Origin of the sequence: Allobosea sp. AK1 (genome assembly GCF_006714945.1) — a bacterium.
Taxonomy (GTDB): Bacteria; Pseudomonadota; Alphaproteobacteria; order Rhizobiales; family Beijerinckiaceae; genus Allobosea; species Allobosea robiniae.
This window is the reverse complement of sequence record NZ_VFMG01000001.1, coordinates 3450653-3464693: the sequence shown is the minus strand read 5'-3', so window position 1 is coordinate 3464693 and position 14041 is coordinate 3450653. Positions and strand designations below refer to the sequence as shown.

General features: G+C 67.7%; 16 protein-coding genes and 1 riboswitch. Of the genes, 11 read left to right on the top strand and 5 right to left on the bottom strand.

Features of this window, described 5'->3' with window-relative positions; translation table 11 throughout:
* Positions 1-164 precede the first annotated feature (164 nt).
* The 11 genes from rfbB to FHT98_RS16820 all read left to right on the top strand — a co-directional run bounded on the left by rfbB (position 165) and on the right by FHT98_RS16820 (position 10451).
* Positions 165-1220: a dTDP-glucose 4,6-dehydratase gene (rfbB, locus tag FHT98_RS16870; protein WP_142114705.1), complete on the top strand. Its 1056-nt coding sequence runs from the start codon at positions 165-167 to the stop codon at positions 1218-1220.
* A 12-nt stretch (positions 1221-1232) separates the two neighbouring features.
* Positions 1233-1790 (top strand): dTDP-4-dehydrorhamnose 3,5-epimerase, encoded by a 558-nt coding sequence (rfbC, locus tag FHT98_RS16865; protein ID WP_142114704.1) that lies wholly within the window; start codon positions 1233-1235, stop codon positions 1788-1790.
* A complete protein-coding gene (gene rfbD / locus FHT98_RS16860; protein WP_142114703.1) occupies positions 1790-2695 on the top strand; it encodes a dTDP-4-dehydrorhamnose reductase in 906 nt (301 codons plus the stop codon). The genes rfbC and rfbD overlap by 1 nt, the downstream gene beginning before the upstream one ends.
* Positions 2696-2697: 2 nt before the next feature.
* Complete coding sequence (gene rfbA / locus FHT98_RS16855; protein ID WP_142114702.1) at positions 2698-3573, top strand: glucose-1-phosphate thymidylyltransferase RfbA; 876 nt, start codon at positions 2698-2700, stop codon at positions 3571-3573.
* Between the two features lie 93 nt (positions 3574-3666).
* Positions 3667-3797, top strand: a riboswitch (TPP riboswitch).
* An 86-nt stretch (positions 3798-3883) separates the two neighbouring features.
* On the top strand, positions 3884-4960 hold the full coding sequence (locus FHT98_RS16850; RefSeq protein ID WP_142114701.1) for a LuxE/PaaK family acyltransferase: 1077 nt from the start codon (positions 3884-3886) through the stop codon (positions 4958-4960).
* Between the two features lie 5 nt (positions 4961-4965).
* The gene (locus FHT98_RS16845; protein WP_142114700.1) at positions 4966-6414 is read left to right on the top strand and encodes an acyl-CoA reductase; all 1449 of its coding nucleotides are present in this window, start codon (positions 4966-4968) and stop codon (positions 6412-6414) included.
* Entirely contained in the window at positions 6404-7195 is a 792-nt protein-coding gene (locus FHT98_RS16840; RefSeq protein WP_142114699.1) for an ABC transporter ATP-binding protein, read from the top strand. The genes FHT98_RS16845 and FHT98_RS16840 overlap by 11 nt, the downstream gene beginning before the upstream one ends.
* Positions 7192-7941 carry an ABC transporter permease gene (locus FHT98_RS16835; RefSeq protein WP_142114698.1) on the top strand — a complete coding sequence of 250 codons (750 nt, stop codon included), beginning with the start codon at positions 7192-7194 and terminating at the stop codon, positions 7939-7941. The genes FHT98_RS16840 and FHT98_RS16835 overlap by 4 nt, the downstream gene beginning before the upstream one ends.
* A gap of 5 nt (positions 7942-7946) precedes the next feature.
* Positions 7947-8939 (top strand): ABC transporter substrate-binding protein, encoded by a 993-nt coding sequence (locus FHT98_RS16830; protein ID WP_142114697.1) that lies wholly within the window; start codon positions 7947-7949, stop codon positions 8937-8939.
* On the top strand, positions 8936-9703 hold the full coding sequence (locus FHT98_RS16825; RefSeq protein WP_142114696.1) for an SDR family oxidoreductase: 768 nt from the start codon (positions 8936-8938) through the stop codon (positions 9701-9703). The genes FHT98_RS16830 and FHT98_RS16825 overlap by 4 nt, the downstream gene beginning before the upstream one ends.
* A gap of 76 nt (positions 9704-9779) precedes the next feature.
* Positions 9780-10451 (top strand): beta/alpha barrel domain-containing protein, encoded by a 672-nt coding sequence (locus FHT98_RS16820; RefSeq protein ID WP_142114695.1) that lies wholly within the window; start codon positions 9780-9782, stop codon positions 10449-10451.
* Positions 10452-10497: 46 nt separating this feature from the next.
* Here the strand turns inward: FHT98_RS16820 and FHT98_RS16815 are convergent, their stop codons facing one another.
* The 5 genes from FHT98_RS16815 to FHT98_RS16795 all read right to left on the bottom strand — a co-directional run bounded on the left by FHT98_RS16815 (position 10498) and on the right by FHT98_RS16795 (position 13953).
* On the bottom strand, positions 10498-10887 hold the full coding sequence (locus tag FHT98_RS16815; RefSeq protein ID WP_142114694.1) for a c-type cytochrome: 390 nt from the start codon (positions 10885-10887) through the stop codon (positions 10498-10500).
* Positions 10888-10898: 11 nt separating this feature from the next.
* The gene (locus FHT98_RS16810) at positions 10899-11222 is read right to left on the bottom strand and encodes a hypothetical protein (protein ID WP_142114693.1); all 324 of its coding nucleotides are present in this window, start codon (positions 11220-11222) and stop codon (positions 10899-10901) included.
* Between the two features lie 26 nt (positions 11223-11248).
* The gene (locus FHT98_RS16805; RefSeq protein WP_142114692.1) at positions 11249-12568 is read right to left on the bottom strand and encodes a sulfite oxidase; all 1320 of its coding nucleotides are present in this window, start codon (positions 12566-12568) and stop codon (positions 11249-11251) included.
* Between the two features lie 81 nt (positions 12569-12649).
* On the bottom strand, positions 12650-13435 hold the full coding sequence (locus FHT98_RS16800) for an anti-sigma factor (protein ID WP_142114691.1): 786 nt from the start codon (positions 13433-13435) through the stop codon (positions 12650-12652).
* Positions 13432-13953, bottom strand: a complete 522-nt coding sequence (locus FHT98_RS16795; protein ID WP_142114690.1) for an RNA polymerase sigma factor — start codon at positions 13951-13953, stop codon at positions 13432-13434. The genes FHT98_RS16800 and FHT98_RS16795 overlap by 4 nt, the downstream gene beginning before the upstream one ends.
* Between the last annotated feature and the right edge of the window lie 88 nt (positions 13954-14041).

The following is a 14041-nucleotide window of genomic DNA, read 5'->3' as shown; positions in this document are numbered from 1 at the left end:
GGTTCGGGCGTTTCGCTGTCGCGCAAAGGCAGTTCATGATAGGGCCGCAAGGTGAAAGGGGGGTATGAGTTGAGACCGACGGCCAGAACCGCCGATCCGGGCGCGTGCGCCTCGTCCGCTCATTCTCCGCACCTTCGCGATCACGGCCGCCAGGATTACCTTTTATGCCTTTGAGATTTCTCGTGACCGGCGGCGCCGGCTTCATCGGCTCGGCGGTGGTGCGCAAGCTGATCGGCGAGACGGAGCATGAGGTCTGCGTCGTCGACAAGCTGACCTATGCCGGCAACCTCGCCTCGCTGGAGCCGGTCTCCGGCAGCAACCGCTACCGCTTCGAGCAGGCCGATATCGGCGACGGGGAGCGGATGAAGACGATCTTCGCCGATTTCCAGCCCGATATCGTCATGCATCTCGCCGCCGAGAGCCATGTCGACCGCTCGATCGACGGACCGGCCGCCTTCATCGAGACCAATATCGTCGGCTCGTTCACGCTGCTGCAGGAGACGCTGCGCCATTTCCGGGAGCTGCCGGAAGATCGCAAGGGGCGCTTCCGCTTCCACCATATCTCGACCGACGAGGTCTTCGGCTCGCTGGGTGCTGACGGCTTCTTCCGCGAGGACACCGCCTATCAGCCGAACTCGCCCTATTCGGCCTCCAAGGCCGCTTCCGACCATCTTGTCCGGGCCTGGCACCACACCTATGGCCTTCCGGTGGTGATGACCAATTGCTCGAACAATTACGGGCCCTATCATTTCCCCGAGAAGCTGATCCCGCTGATGATCATCAACGCGCTCGAGGGCAAGAAGCTGCCGGTTTACGGTAACGGGCTCAATGTGCGCGACTGGCTCTATGTCGACGACCATGCCGATGCGCTAATCACCGTCGCGACCACCGGTAAGCTGGGCGAGAGCTACAATATCGGCGGCCATAACGAGAAGACCAATATCGAGGTGGTGAAGACCATCTGCGCCCTCCTCGACGAACTCCGACCCGACTCGAAGGGTCCGCGCGAACGTCTGATCAGCTATGTCACCGACCGACCGGGCCATGATGCACGCTATGCGATCGACGCCGGCAAGATCGGCCGCGAGCTTGACTGGACACCGAAGGAGACCTTTGAGACGGGCCTGCGCCGCACGGTCGAATGGTATCTCGCCAATCCGACATGGTGGGGCGACATCCGTTCCGGCACCTATCGCGGCGAACGCCTCGGCGCGGCCTGAGCGGGGGAAAACATGCTGAACGTCGAAGACACGGCGATCCCCGCCGTCAAGATCATCACGCCGAAGAAGTTCGGCGACCATCGCGGTTTCTTCTCGGAAACCTGGAGCCGCAACGCCTTTGCCGAGGCCGGGCTCGATCTCGATTTCGTTCAGGACAATCAGTCTCTGTCGGCCCCGGTCGGAACGCTGCGCGGCCTGCATTTCCAGTCGGCGCCTTTCGCGCAAGACAAGCTGGTGCGGGTCACGCGCGGGCGCATCCTCGATGTCGCCGTCGATATCCGGGCCTCATCGCCCAGCTTCGGCAAGCATGTCGCGGTTGAGCTCTCCGTCGAGAACTGGAGGCAGCTCCTCGTCCCCATCGGCTTCGCCCATGGCTTCGTCACGCTCGAGCCGGATACCGAGGTACTCTACAAGGTCACCGCTCCTTACGCGCCCGCGAACGATCACGGCCTTGCCTTCGACGACCCGGCGCTCGGCATCGACTGGCGCCTGCCGCTCTCGGGCCTCACCCTCTCCGACAAGGACCGCAAGCATCCGCGCCTCGCCGAGATGCTGCGGTATTTCGACTGATGACACTTCGCATCGCCGTCACCGGTTGGACCGGCCAGGTCGTCTGCGCCATGCTGGAGCGCGTGCCCGTCGGCGTCGAGGTCATCGCGCTGCGCCGACCGGACCTTGATCTGGCCGTCCCGAAGACAGTCGCGCCGGCCCTGCGTTCGGCGAGGCCCGACGTGATCGTCAACACGGCCGCCTATACCGCCGTGGATCAGGCCGAGAGCGAGCCCGAACTCGCCATGCGCGTCAACGGCGAGGCTGCCGGCGAAGCGGCGCGTGCTGCAGCGGCGTTGGGCATCCCCATGATCCAGCTCTCGACCGACTATGTCTTCGACGGTGCGCTCGACCGGCCCTATCGCGAAGACGATGCGACCGGCCCGATCTCGGCCTATGGCGCGAGCAAGCTCGCGGGCGAGCGGGCGGTCGCGGCGGCGACCGGCAACCACGCCATCCTGCGCACGGCCTGGATCTACAGCCCCTTCGGCAAGAACTTCGTCAAGACGATGCTGCGCCTCGCCGAAACGCGCGACGAGGTCGGCGTCGTCGCCGACCAGGCGGGATGCCCGACCAGCGCGCTCGACATCGCCGATGCGATCTTCACCGTGGCGCGCAACCTGACTGCGCGGGCGGATGATGCGGACCTGCGCGGCGTGTTCCACATGAGCGCGGCGGGCGAGGCCGTCTGGGCCGATGTCGCCGAGGCGATCTTCGCCGAGCGCGAACGGCATGGCGGCGCACCGGTCAGGGTCGGGCGCATCGCCACGGCCGATTATCCGACGCCGGCGCGCCGGCCCGCCAATTCCCGGCTCGATTGCAGCAAGCTCGCGCTCGCCCATGAGGTGCGGCTGCCGGAATGGCAAAGCTCGCTCCGGCCTTGCGTCGCACGACTTCTCGAAGATCAGGCCAAGGACCAGAGGTAACGATGAAAGGCATCATCCTGGCCGGCGGTTCCGGCACCCGGCTGCACCCGATGACGCTGGCGATGTCGAAGCAGCTCCTGCCCGTCTACGACAAGCCGATGATCTACTACCCGCTCTCGACGCTGATGCTCGCCGGCATCCGCGACGTCCTGATCATCTCGACGCCGCACGACCTGCCGCATTTCAAGCGCCTGCTCGGCGACGGCTCGGACTGGGGCATGAGCCTGACCTATGCCGAGCAGCCGCATCCCGGCGGGCTGGCGCAGGCCTACCTGATCGGCGCCGATTTCGTCGCCGGCGAGCCCTCCGCCCTCGTTCTCGGCGACAACCTGTTCTATGGCCATTCCCTGCCCGCGATGATGGCGCGGGCCAAGGCGCGCGAGCAGGGCGCCACGGTCTTCGCCTACCATGTCCGCGATCCCGAGCGTTACGGCGTCGTCGCCTTCGACCAGACCGGCAAGGCGGTTTCGATCGAGGAAAAGCCTGAGGTTCCCAAGTCGAGCTGGGCCGTCACCGGCCTTTACTTCTACGATGCCGAGGTGGTCGAGATCGCCCGGTCGCTGAAGCCCTCGGCGCGCGGCGAGCTCGAAATCACCGACGTCAACCGGATCTATCTGGAGCGCGGCCAGCTCTCGGTGGAATCGATGGGCCGCGGCTTCGCCTGGCTCGATACCGGCACGCCCGACAGCCTGCTGGAAGCCGGCGAGTTCGTCCGGACCCTCGAAAGCCGCCAGGGCCTGCGCATCGCCTGCCCCGAAGAGATCGCGGCACGACAGGGCTGGATCTCGACGGCACAGCTGACACGGCTCGGCGAGAAGCTCGCCAAGGGCGATTACGGCCAGTATCTCATGCGGATGGCCCGGGATATCGCCGGCTGAGCGGGAGATGCCGGGCTCTCTCGGCAAGCCCCTTACGGATACCCGCCCCGCTCCGTTATCGCTTGACAGCAAGGCCCGCCGCTCGTCATCTGCTCCCGTTCCCAGGGGGGCCTCGCTAGGAGGCTGAGATTCCGCCGGCTGGGCTTTCGAGCCTTAAGCAACGCGGTGACCCTCCGAACCTGATCCGGATCATACCGGCGTAGGGATGCGGGACATGCGGCCTTGAGGCCCTGATTCCAGCTTGCGCTCGTGATCCTCCAGCGATCGACGCCCCGGCTTCGCCGTGCGCGTCCGAACGGAGTGGCTTCAAGTGACGCAAGCCGAGATCATCGCGGCGCTCCTGGCATTCATCGCGCTTCCCGATGCGTCGGAAGCCGAGTTCGAGGCGATGGCGCTCAAGGTCTTCGCCTATCAGTTCCGCAACAACGAGCCCTATAAGCGCTTCTGCCTGCAGCGCGGCCGCACGCCTCTTTCCGTGAAGCGCTGGCGCGACATCCCGGCCGTGCCGATCACCGCCTTCAAGGACCTGACGCTGAGCTGCAGCCCGCCGGAAGCCGCCGAACGCGTCTTCATGACCAGCGGCACCACGCAAGGCATCCGCGGTCGCAGCTACCATCCGACGCTCGACGTCTGGAAGCGCTCGATGCTGGTCAATTTCCGCGCGCGCTTCATGCAGGGCCGCGAGCGCATCCGCATGGGCATCCTCTTCCCCGACGAGGCGGAGCTGCCGAATTCCTCGCTCGCCACCTATCTCTCGCTCGCCAAGCGCGAATGCGGCACGGCGGATTCCGAGACCTTCATCGATGCCGCCGGGCTCGATCTCGACGGTCTTCTGTCGGCACTGGAGCAGGCTGAGACAAGCGGTGAGCCCTATGCCCTGCTCGGCGCGAGCTATTCCTTCGTGCCCGTGCTGGACGCGCTCGCGGCGAGCGGCCGACGCTTCGCCCTGCCGGAGGGCAGCCGCATCCTCGATACCGGCGGCTTCAAGGGCCAGTCGCGCGAACTCGGGCCCGACGAATTCTATGACGGGCTCAGCGCCGCTTTCGGCGTGCCGCGCGCGTCCTGCATCAACATGTACGGGATGACCGAGCTCAGCTCGCAGCTCTATGACGACGGCAACGCCGTCTGCCCCTCCGTGAAATCCGGCCCGCATTGGATCCGCAGCCGCGTCGTCGATCCCCTCACCAGGGCGGACCTGCCGGACGGCCAGCGCGGCGTGATCGTCCATAACGACCTCGCCCATTTCAATTGCGTCGCGGCAATCCTGACCGAGGATGCCGGCGAGATCGTGCCCGGCGGATTCAAGCTGCTCGGCCGCGTCGATGGCGAGGCCTCGAAGGGCTGCTCGGTCGCCGTCGCCGAATTCCTCGCGGCAGCACGAGGCTGACCCAGGTGATCGAGCATGCGGGCCATCTGCCGGGCCTGAACCGCGAGGCGCTGCGCTGGCGCGAGGTCAGCCAAAGCGCCTGGGGCGAGAGCGCGACCATCGCGCTGCCCGAGCTGGACGAAGCGCAGGCGGCAACGCTCTGCGCGCATGTCCGCGACAGCGCCCGCGCCCGGCTGAAGCGGATGGAGACGGCCCGCATCGTCGCCGCGATCGACGCCGCCATCGCGCGCCTGCTCGACCGCCAACACCCGCTGCGCCGCAAGGCCGAGCATCTCCTACCGATCGTCACCGGCTATGACCGCGAGACCGTCCGGCTCGGCCTGACCGGCTATCTCAAGACCTTCCGCAAGCCCCAGCTCCTGCGCTTCCTGGCCGAGGATTTCGCCAATCCCGTCATGCTCGACGGCTTCCAGCCGACGCCCAAGGGCGGTTATCTGCGCGCCCACGGCCCTGAACTGCTGCTGCACGTCTGGGCCGGCAACGTGCCGGCGCTCTCGCTCTGGAGCCTGATCTGCGGCTTGCTGGTCAAGGCCGGCAGCATCGGCAAGCTCGCCTCGGCCGAGCCGCTGACGGCGGGCTGGTTCGCGAGCCTGCTCGCAGAGATCGACCCCGAAATCGGCGAATGCCTCGCCATCACCTGGTGGAAGGGCGGCGAGGCGGCGGCCGAGCCGATCTTCCTGCGCGAGGCCGATACCGTCATGGCCTATGGCGGCAACGAAACCTTGACGGCGCTGCGCGCGAAGCTGCCGATCACCACGCGCTTCCTGCCGCATGGCCACAAGATCGGCTTCGGTGTTGTGGCGTGCGAAGCGCTCGACAGCCGCAAGGCGCCTGCGCTGGCCAGGCTCGCGGCGCATGATGTGGCCCGCTACGAACAGCAGGGCTGCTACTCGCCGCAGATGCTCTTCGTCGAGCGGGGCGGGCGGGTCAGCCCGGCCGAGTTCGCGCGCCATGTCGCGCAGGAACTGGCGACCCTCTCCTCCCGCCATCCGCGCCGTGCCTTGTCGCAGGGCGAAGCGGCGTCGATCGCGGCATGGCGCGGCGCGCAGGAGGCGCGCGCGATGGATGGCACCGCCGAACTTCTCGGCGAGCTGTCCGATAGTTGGAGCGTCGCCCATGTCGAGACGCCGGAAGCCCTGAGCCCGACCGGCCTGAACCGCACGCTCAAGCTGGTCGCGATCGACAGCCTCGACAATGTCCCTGCCCTCGTCGCCCCCTGTCGCAGCTTCCTGCAGACCGCCGGCATCGCAGCCTCGCCCGAGCGGCTGTTCCGGCTTTCCGAACAGCTTGGCGCAATCGGTGTCAGCCGCATCGCCCCACTCGGCCGCATGACCGCGCCGGAGGCGGGCTGGCACCATGACGGGCGCTTCAGCCTGCTCGACCTCGTCACCTTCACCGAGATCGAGCAATCGGCGGAAGCCGCGGCAGAGGGGTTTGCGCCCTATGTCGACTGACCCCACCAAAACCGGTTTCGTCACGATCGAACGTACCAGTTATCGCTACGACGCGACCGGCCCAGCCGTTGTCGATGCGATCGACTGGACGATCCCGCGCGGCGAGATCCATTGCCTGCTCGGCCGCAGCGGCTGCGGCAAGACCACCTTGCTCAAGCTTGCAGCCGGCCTGCTGATGCCGAGCGAAGGCGCGATCCGCATCGGCGGCGAGGCACTGGCCGGGCCGAGCCCACACGCCGGCTTCGTCTTCCAGGCGCCGACCCTGCTCGACTGGCTGAGCGCGCTGGACAACGTGCTGCTGCCGATCTCGCTGAAGCGCCGCCCCACCATCGCCGACAAGGATGCCGCGCTCGACCTGCTGGAGCGTGTCGGCCTCGCGGATTTCGCCACGCGCCGCCCGGCCGAACTGTCCGGCGGCCAGCAGAGCCGCGTCGCGGTCGCCCGCGCTCTGGTCGGCAATCCCGATCTGCTGCTGCTCGACGAGCCCTTCGCTGCGCTCGATGCCCTGACGCGCGAGGAATTGCAGGACGACCTGCTGCGCCTCTGCGCGCTCAACGGCACGACCGCACTCTTCGTCACGCATGATATCGGCGAGGCCGTCTATCTCGCCGACAAAGTCGCGGTGATGGCGGCCGGCCGCGTGACGCATGTGCGCCGGATCGAGCTCGTCCGCCCGCGCCATCGCGACATGCGCTATGCGCCCGGCTTCATCGCCGCCTGCCGCGGCTTGCGCGACGCCATGGACGGCGCGGCGGCCGTCAATCGGAGGCCGGCGGCATGATCGCGCGCCTGCCCTCTCTCCTGCTGCTCGTCGCCCTGCTCGCCGGCTGGGAGGCCTGGTGCCGGCTCGGTGGCTTGTCGCCGCTCGTCCTGCCTGCGCCGTCCAGCGTGCTCGCGACGCTGTGGAGCGAGATCGCGACCGGCAGGCTCTGGCCGCATCTGGCGATGACCGCCGCCGAGATGGCGCTCGGTCTCGGCATCGGCGCCGTCGTCGGACTTGGTGTCGGCATCCTGCTGGCGGAATTCCCGGCGCTCAGCCGCCTGCTGCGCCCCTATGTGCTGGCAAGCCAGCTCGTGCCCAAGCTCGCACTCGGGCCGCTCTTCATCATCTGGTTCGGCTTCGGCATGACGCCGACCGTCGTCATCACCGCACTGATCTGCTTCTTCCCGCTGATGGAGAACACGCTGACGGGGATCAGCGAGGTCGATGCTTCCAGGCGCGAGCTCTTCCGCATGCTCGGCGCCGGCCGCCTCCAGACGCTGCTGCGGCTCAAGCTGCCGTCGGCATTGCCCGTGATCATGGCGGGCCTGCGCGTCGCGGTCGTGCTGGCCTTGGTCGGCGCGGTCGTCGGCGAGTTCATCGGCGGGCGCATCGGGCTCGGCGCCTCGATCATCGCCGCACAGAGCGTAATGGATTCGAGCCTGATCTTCGCGCTCTTCATCGTCATCACCGCCCTTGGAATGCTGCTCTACGAGGCCGTGCGCCTGATCGAGCGTCGCGTCCTGCACCGCTTCTCGAAAGGCTGATCCCCATGTCTGCGCTGCGCGCCTTCCTCATGCTTGCCCTCTCCTGCCTCGTCGCGGCGCCCGCGACGGCTCAATCGCTCGACAAGGTCACCGTCGCCGGCTGGAGCCAGCCGATCAGCGAGATCACCAACCTGCTGGCCGAGCCGGACAAGGGCTTCTTCAAGGCGAAGGGCATCGCGCTCGACTATGTCCCCGGCAATGGCGGCGGCGCGGCCTTGCAGAACATGCTCGCGGGCCAGGCCGACATCGCCTTCACCGATCCGGCTGCGCTCTATCTCGCGCTCGACAAAGGCGAGAAGCTCGTCGCGATCTACAACATCTATCCGCAGAACGTCTTCAACGTCGTCGCGCTGAAGAGCAGCGGCATCCGCTCCGCCGCCGATCTCAAGGGCAAGCGCATCGGCGTCTATAGCCTCGCCAGCGGCACCTACCAGAACCTGCTCGTGCTGCTGCATCAGGTCGGCCTCGGCGAGAAGGACGTCACCATCCAGCCGACCGGCCTGCTCAATTTCGCGCCGCTGATGCAAGGCCAGGTCGACGCCACCGCCGCGACCGATACCGGCCTACTCGTCGCCCGCGCCAAGGGTCTGGCCGAGGCCAACGTCATCGAGGTCCGCGATCAGCTCAACCTGCCGAGCGACATCTTCGTCGTGAAGGAAAGCTATTACGAGCAGAACAAGCCGCTGCTGAAGCGCTTCCTGGCCGCCTATCGCGATTCCGCCGCCTGGATGATCGCCGAGCCCGAAGAGGCCGCGCGCATCGCCGTCACCCGTGCCATCAACGGCCGCGACGAGGCCGTGAACCTCGAGATCATCAAGCTGCGCAATGCGTCGAGCGTCTCTTCGACGACGGCGCGCGAAGGGCTCGGCCGCTTCGACCTCGATGCCTTGCAGAAGGGCGCCGACACCTTCCGCAGCCTTGGGCTCACCGCCCGCCAGATCGACATGACGGCCATCGTGAAGAGCGACCTGATCCCCGCGAAGGATGGCGCGCCATGAAATTCCGCGACCGGGCCATCCTCGTCACCGGCGCGAGCCGCGGCATCGGGGCTGCGATCGCGAAGGCCTTCGCCACCGAGGGCGGGATCGTCATCGTCAACTACCGGACGAACGAGGCGGCGGCCGAGGCTGTCGTCGCGGAATGCCGCGCGCTCGGCGGCGAGGCGCTGGCGATCGCGGCAGACGTCACGTCCACTGATCCGGTCGCGGCCATGGCGACGCGCATCGCGGAGGAGGTCGGGCGGCTCGACGTCGTCGTCAACAACGCCTTCGCGCCCTATCGCTTCGACCCGGACAACCGCACCCGCTTCTGGCAGACGCCCTGGGAGGCCTACGAACAGCAATTCGAGGGCGCGGTGAAGGCAGCCTATACGGTGAGCCGCGCGATGCTGCCGCTGCTCCAGCGCCGCAGCGGCGGGGCCATCATCAATCTCGCCAGCGATCTGGTGACGCGGCCGAGCATTCCCTATCACGACTACACCACCGCCAAGGCGGCACTGGTCGGCTTCAGCCGCAATCTCGCGGCCGAGCTCGGCCCGCTCGGTATCCGTGTCAACTGCGTCGCGCCGGGGCTGGTCTATCCGACGCAGGCGAGCGCGACGACGCCGGAAGAGGTGCGGGAGATGCTGATCGCGCAGACGCCCTTGCGCCGCATCGCGACGCCGGAGGATGTCGCTGGCCCGGTGCTTTTCCTTGCCAGCGACTGGAGCCGCTTCGTCACCGGGCAGGTGCTCCATGTCGATGGCGGGCTGGTGATGGCCTGAGCAGAGGGCGAGGAGCAGGCCTCCTCTCCGCTCGAAACCTGTGGCATGCCTGAAGGCTCAGCTCCGTGAGGAAGCCATGACCCGGCTCGACTTCATCTTCATGCTCACGCGCCATGACCGGACGGTGCCGGACGCCATCGACCATGTCGCGACCGCGCTGGCGGCCGGCATCCGCCATATCGGCTTCAAGGATATCGGTCTGCCCTTCGCCGAACTCCGGACCGTCCACCGCCTGATCAAGGCCGGCGGCGCAACGAGCTATCTCGAAGTCGTCTCGCTCGATCGCGTCAGCGAAATCGCCTCGGTGAGAGCAGCCATCGATCTCGGTGTCGACAACCTGCTCGGTGGGACCCATGCCGAAGACGTGCTGCCGCTGCTGCGCGGCACCGGCATCCGCTACTACCCTTTCGCCGGGCGTGTTTCAGGGCACCCGAGCATTCTGGAAGGCTCCGTCGCCGAGATCGCCGGCAGCGCCCGTGCCATCGCCAATCGGGACGGCGTCGATGGGCTCGATCTGCTGGCCTACCGCTCGAATACGGATGCGGAAGCGCTGATCGCGGCGGTCTGCGCTGCGACGGACAAGCCCGTCCTCGTCGCCGGCTCGATCGAGCGTCCCGAGCAGATCGCAGCGATCCATCGCTGCCGAGCCGCCGGCTTCACCATCGGCACGGCCGCGCTGGAAGGCCGTTTTCCTGCCTCCGGTCGGGCTTTGCGGGCACAGTTCGACGCCATTGCCGACTGTCTCTGAGCAAGAGCAGCCGGACCATTTCACGAGGTCCGGCACCGGAACGTCGTCACTCAGCCTTCTTGCCGGCAGCGTCGAACTGCTTGAGATAGGCCAGCAGGTCGGCGACGCGCTTCTCGTCCTTGAGACCGGCATAGATCATCTTCGTGCCAGCGACCTTGGCGCGCGGGTTCTGGATGTATTCGGCGAAAGTCGCCTCGTCCCAGACCAGGCCCGAGGCCTTCATCGCCGCGCTGTAGTTGTAGCCTTCATGCGCGCCGGCCTTCTGGCCGATGACGCCGTTGAGCGCGGGGCCGACCAGGTTCTTGGCGGTTTCGCCGACCTGATGGCAGGCGCGGCACTGGGCAAAGACCTTCTCGCCGGCAGCGGCGTCCTGGGCACGGGCGGGCTGGACGGCGGCCGCCAGCAGGGCGGCGCCGGCGAGGACTGCGAATTTCATCACGAGATATCCTATGGCTTCGGAGCGAAGGGATTGACCCAGCCACCGTTCTGGGCCGGCGCCTTCGGCGGGAAGGCCTGGGCGAGATAATCGAGCAGGGTCTTGCGCATCTCCGGATCGGGTTCCGGCATGCCATGCTTTTCCGCCATCCAGTGGAGCGTCTCGTCCCAGCGGGCGCGATCCATGCCCTGCCGGCCGACGACCGTCATCGAATGGCAGGCGATGCAGTAGCCGAAGGTCTCTTCGCGGCCGGGGAAATCGGGCAGCGTCTCAGCGGTCTCCTCCTGCGCGAAGCTCAAGGAGGGGGCGAGGAGGATGGCCGCGAGAGCGGCCATCCGGAGCGATTGCGCGAATACCATCGTCAGCCCACCAGGACCGCGATGCGGTGGAGCGGGTTGGAGCCGTAGCCCTGCGGGTTCCAGTTGGTCGCGACATGCGGCTGGGCGACGCCGCGGGAATCGGTCGCGCGGGCCCAGAGCTCGAAATAGCCGTCGCTCGGCAGCTTGATCTTCCCGGTCCAGCGCACCCAGTCATAGCGGTTCTTCGGCTTGGCGAGCGTCATGGCGTGCCAGCGCTGGCCTGCGTCGAAGGAGACCTCGACCTTCGCGATGGTGTGGTCGCCGGCCCAGGCTGCACCGCGCAAGGCGACCTCGCGCGTCGCCGCCGGCAGGCGCGCGCCGTTGGCGGGCGCGCTGATGATCGAGCGCACCGGCATCGAGGTCAGGTCGGCGAAGTTGGTCTTGCCGTCGACATTCGAGCCGGGGACGATCGGGACGGTGGGCACGCGGTAGGAGGTGCCGCCCATGCCCTGCCCGTCATGCGGCGTCGCCCGGACCAGGATGCGGTTGAGCCATTTCGACGAGAGCGAAGCCGGCCAGCCCGGCACGACCAGGCGCAGCGGGCCGCCATGGATATGCGGCAGCGGCTCGCCGTTCATCGCCCAGACGATGAGAGAGTGCGGCTCCAGCGCCTTCTCGATCGGCATGCCGCGCGAGACCGCGTCCTTGGTGGTGTCGCCGGAGAGATGCGGATCGGCGCCGTAATGGCCGGTGAACTTGGCGGAGGCCTTGAGGCCGGCCGCCTTCAGTACGTCGGCGAGGCGCACGCCGGTCCATTCGGCGCAGCCCGCGCCGCCATTGGTCCACTGGTTGCCGCGCGCCGCCGGCGTGTAGAAGGAGCGGCCGTTTCCGCCGCATTCCAGCACCATGCGGAAGGTATGCGCCTTGAAGCGGGATTTCAGCTCCTTGACCGTCAGCGTCAGCGGCTTGTCGACCTCACCCTCGATCTTGAGCTGCCAGCCGTCGACATCCTTGATCGGCTCCGGGATCTGGCCGTTGTTGCGGACGAAGAATTTCGCGATCGGCGTGGTGTCGTCATCGAGCAGGTTTGCGGGCGTCTCGGCAACGAGGGGGCGATCGCCGAGCAGGGTCAGGCCCTTGTCCTTGCCGGGATAGTCGAAGGGCTGCGGCCCCTTGGGCGGCGCGGCGGCGGGGGCAGCGCCCTGCGCGGCAGCAGGCGAGATCATGGACAGGCGGGGCACGCCGCCGGCAGCCAGACCCAGAGCGGCGATGCTGCCGCCGAGCAGAAGACGTCGCGATGTACGGGGGGTATCAAGGGCGCCGGCAGCAGGCACGGCATCGGTAGCGGCTGCGCCATCGCGCAGGTCTGCTTCGTTGAGCATGGCGTTTCTCCCGAGGACATATTCCTCACTGGAGACGACGCATCAGCTCTTCGATTTATTCCAAGCCGAGAGAATCTTTTTTCAGCCGAGGCAGGCCGGCCCCACACTGCGGGCCTCGGCCAGCGCCGCGACCTGCTCGCGCGGGACGCCGGGCTCGTCGCGCGTGATCCTTGCGACCAGCGCGGCGATGCCGTCGAGGCGGGCGGGGTCGATGCCGCGCCCGAGCAAGGCATAGCTCGCGCGCTCCCCCCGCCATGCACGAACCAAGAGGCCATCGCGATCCTGCACGGCCGGCTGCTGTGGCAGCGCCGCCTCGACCGGCGCAATCCAGAGACCAACGCGGCAGCCGTTCGGGCCGACATAGCCGGCGAGCATGCCGCCCCCGCCGCGCCCGGCAGGGTCGAGCGAGAGATGCACGAGACGCAGCGAGGCGAGCGACAGGTCCGGCAGAGCCCCGGCTTCGACACCAGCGAGCTCGACGCCGAGACGCGGCGCCGTGCCCGCCGGAGACTGCGCCAGCCAGAGCTGATGGGCGGCGATCGCGGCGGAGAGGGACGAGGCGCCCGACTGCCGCTGGCCGATGCCGAGCGAAGCCGCACCGATCAACAGAGCAAGGCAGGCCGCGGCAGCCCAAGGCGCCCAGCGCATCGCCCGCGAACGGGCTCGCGGCAGCGCGAAAGGCGGTGGCGCGGGCATCGGCGATGCGGCTTTCACCGCCGCCCGCAGCCGCGTCAGCGTCGCGACCTGCGCGGCTGCCTCGCGATCGTCCGCGAGGGCTGCCGCGACCTTGGCGGCTTGATCGGGCTCCAGCTCGCCGTCGACATAGGCGTTGAGCATGGTCCAGGAGAGGCGTTCGCTATCGGTCACGTGTCGTTGGCTCGTTTGCGCTGCCGCGCGGCGAAGGGGCGGACAGTGCCGCCCTCGATCGCATTCAGAAGCAAAAGCCGCGCCCGGCTGAGGCGGCTCATCACGGTTCCCACGGGCACGCCCAGGATATCCGCCGCCTCGCCATAGCGGAAGCCGGCGAGATCGACCAGTTCGATGACCTCGCGATGAGGCTGGTCGAGACGTTCGAGCGCCTGCCGGACGGTGATGACCGCGATCATCCGGTCGTCGCGGCGCCATTGCTCGTCTTCCAGCGCCTCCTCGGCTGCCGCGGCATTGACCGCGCTGCGGCGACGCTCGTCGATCCAGATATTGCGCAGGATCGCGAAGAGCCAGGCGCGGATACGTTCCCCGTCTTCCGGCGGTGAAGCGGCGAGTGCCTTGGTCGCGCAGGATTGCAGGAGATCGGCCGCGCCGTCGCGATTGCCGCTGAGGCGCAGCGCATAGGAGAACAGGCGCTCCCAGTTCTGGCGCAGCGCGTGCTCGATGATGATACGCAAGGACGAAGCCCTCCGCAGCGGATTCGCCTGTCTAACCCGGCCGTGAGGCGGCTCCAAGCCTCCCCATGGGAGCGATGCCAACAGAAAG

Bases quoted from the DNA above. Each gene is read 5' to 3' on its own strand.
- FHT98_RS16820 (WP_142114695.1), top strand. From the start codon at position 9,780: ATGACCCGGCTCGACTTCATCTTCATGCTCACGCGCCATGACCGGACG.
- FHT98_RS16805 (WP_142114692.1), bottom strand. From the start codon at position 12,568: ATGCTCAACGAAGCAGACCTGCGCGATGGCGCAGCCGCTACCGATGCC.
- FHT98_RS16830 (WP_142114697.1), top strand. From the start codon at position 7,947: ATGTCTGCGCTGCGCGCCTTCCTCATGCTTGCCCTCTCCTGCCTCGTC.
- FHT98_RS16815 (WP_142114694.1), bottom strand. From the start codon at position 10,887: ATGAAATTCGCAGTCCTCGCCGGCGCCGCCCTGCTGGCGGCCGCCGTC.
- FHT98_RS16835 (WP_142114698.1), top strand. From the start codon at position 7,192: ATGATCGCGCGCCTGCCCTCTCTCCTGCTGCTCGTCGCCCTGCTCGCC.
- rfbA (WP_142114702.1), top strand. From the start codon at position 2,698: ATGAAAGGCATCATCCTGGCCGGCGGTTCCGGCACCCGGCTGCACCCG.
- FHT98_RS16825 (WP_142114696.1), top strand. From the start codon at position 8,936: ATGAAATTCCGCGACCGGGCCATCCTCGTCACCGGCGCGAGCCGCGGC.
- rfbB (WP_142114705.1), top strand. From the start codon at position 165: ATGCCTTTGAGATTTCTCGTGACCGGCGGCGCCGGCTTCATCGGCTCG.
- rfbC (WP_142114704.1), top strand. From the start codon at position 1,233: ATGCTGAACGTCGAAGACACGGCGATCCCCGCCGTCAAGATCATCACG.
- rfbD (WP_142114703.1), top strand. From the start codon at position 1,790: ATGACACTTCGCATCGCCGTCACCGGTTGGACCGGCCAGGTCGTCTGC.
- FHT98_RS16810 (WP_142114693.1), bottom strand. From the start codon at position 11,222: ATGGCCGCTCTCGCGGCCATCCTCCTCGCCCCCTCCTTGAGCTTCGCG.
- FHT98_RS16840 (WP_142114699.1), top strand. From the start codon at position 6,404: ATGTCGACTGACCCCACCAAAACCGGTTTCGTCACGATCGAACGTACC.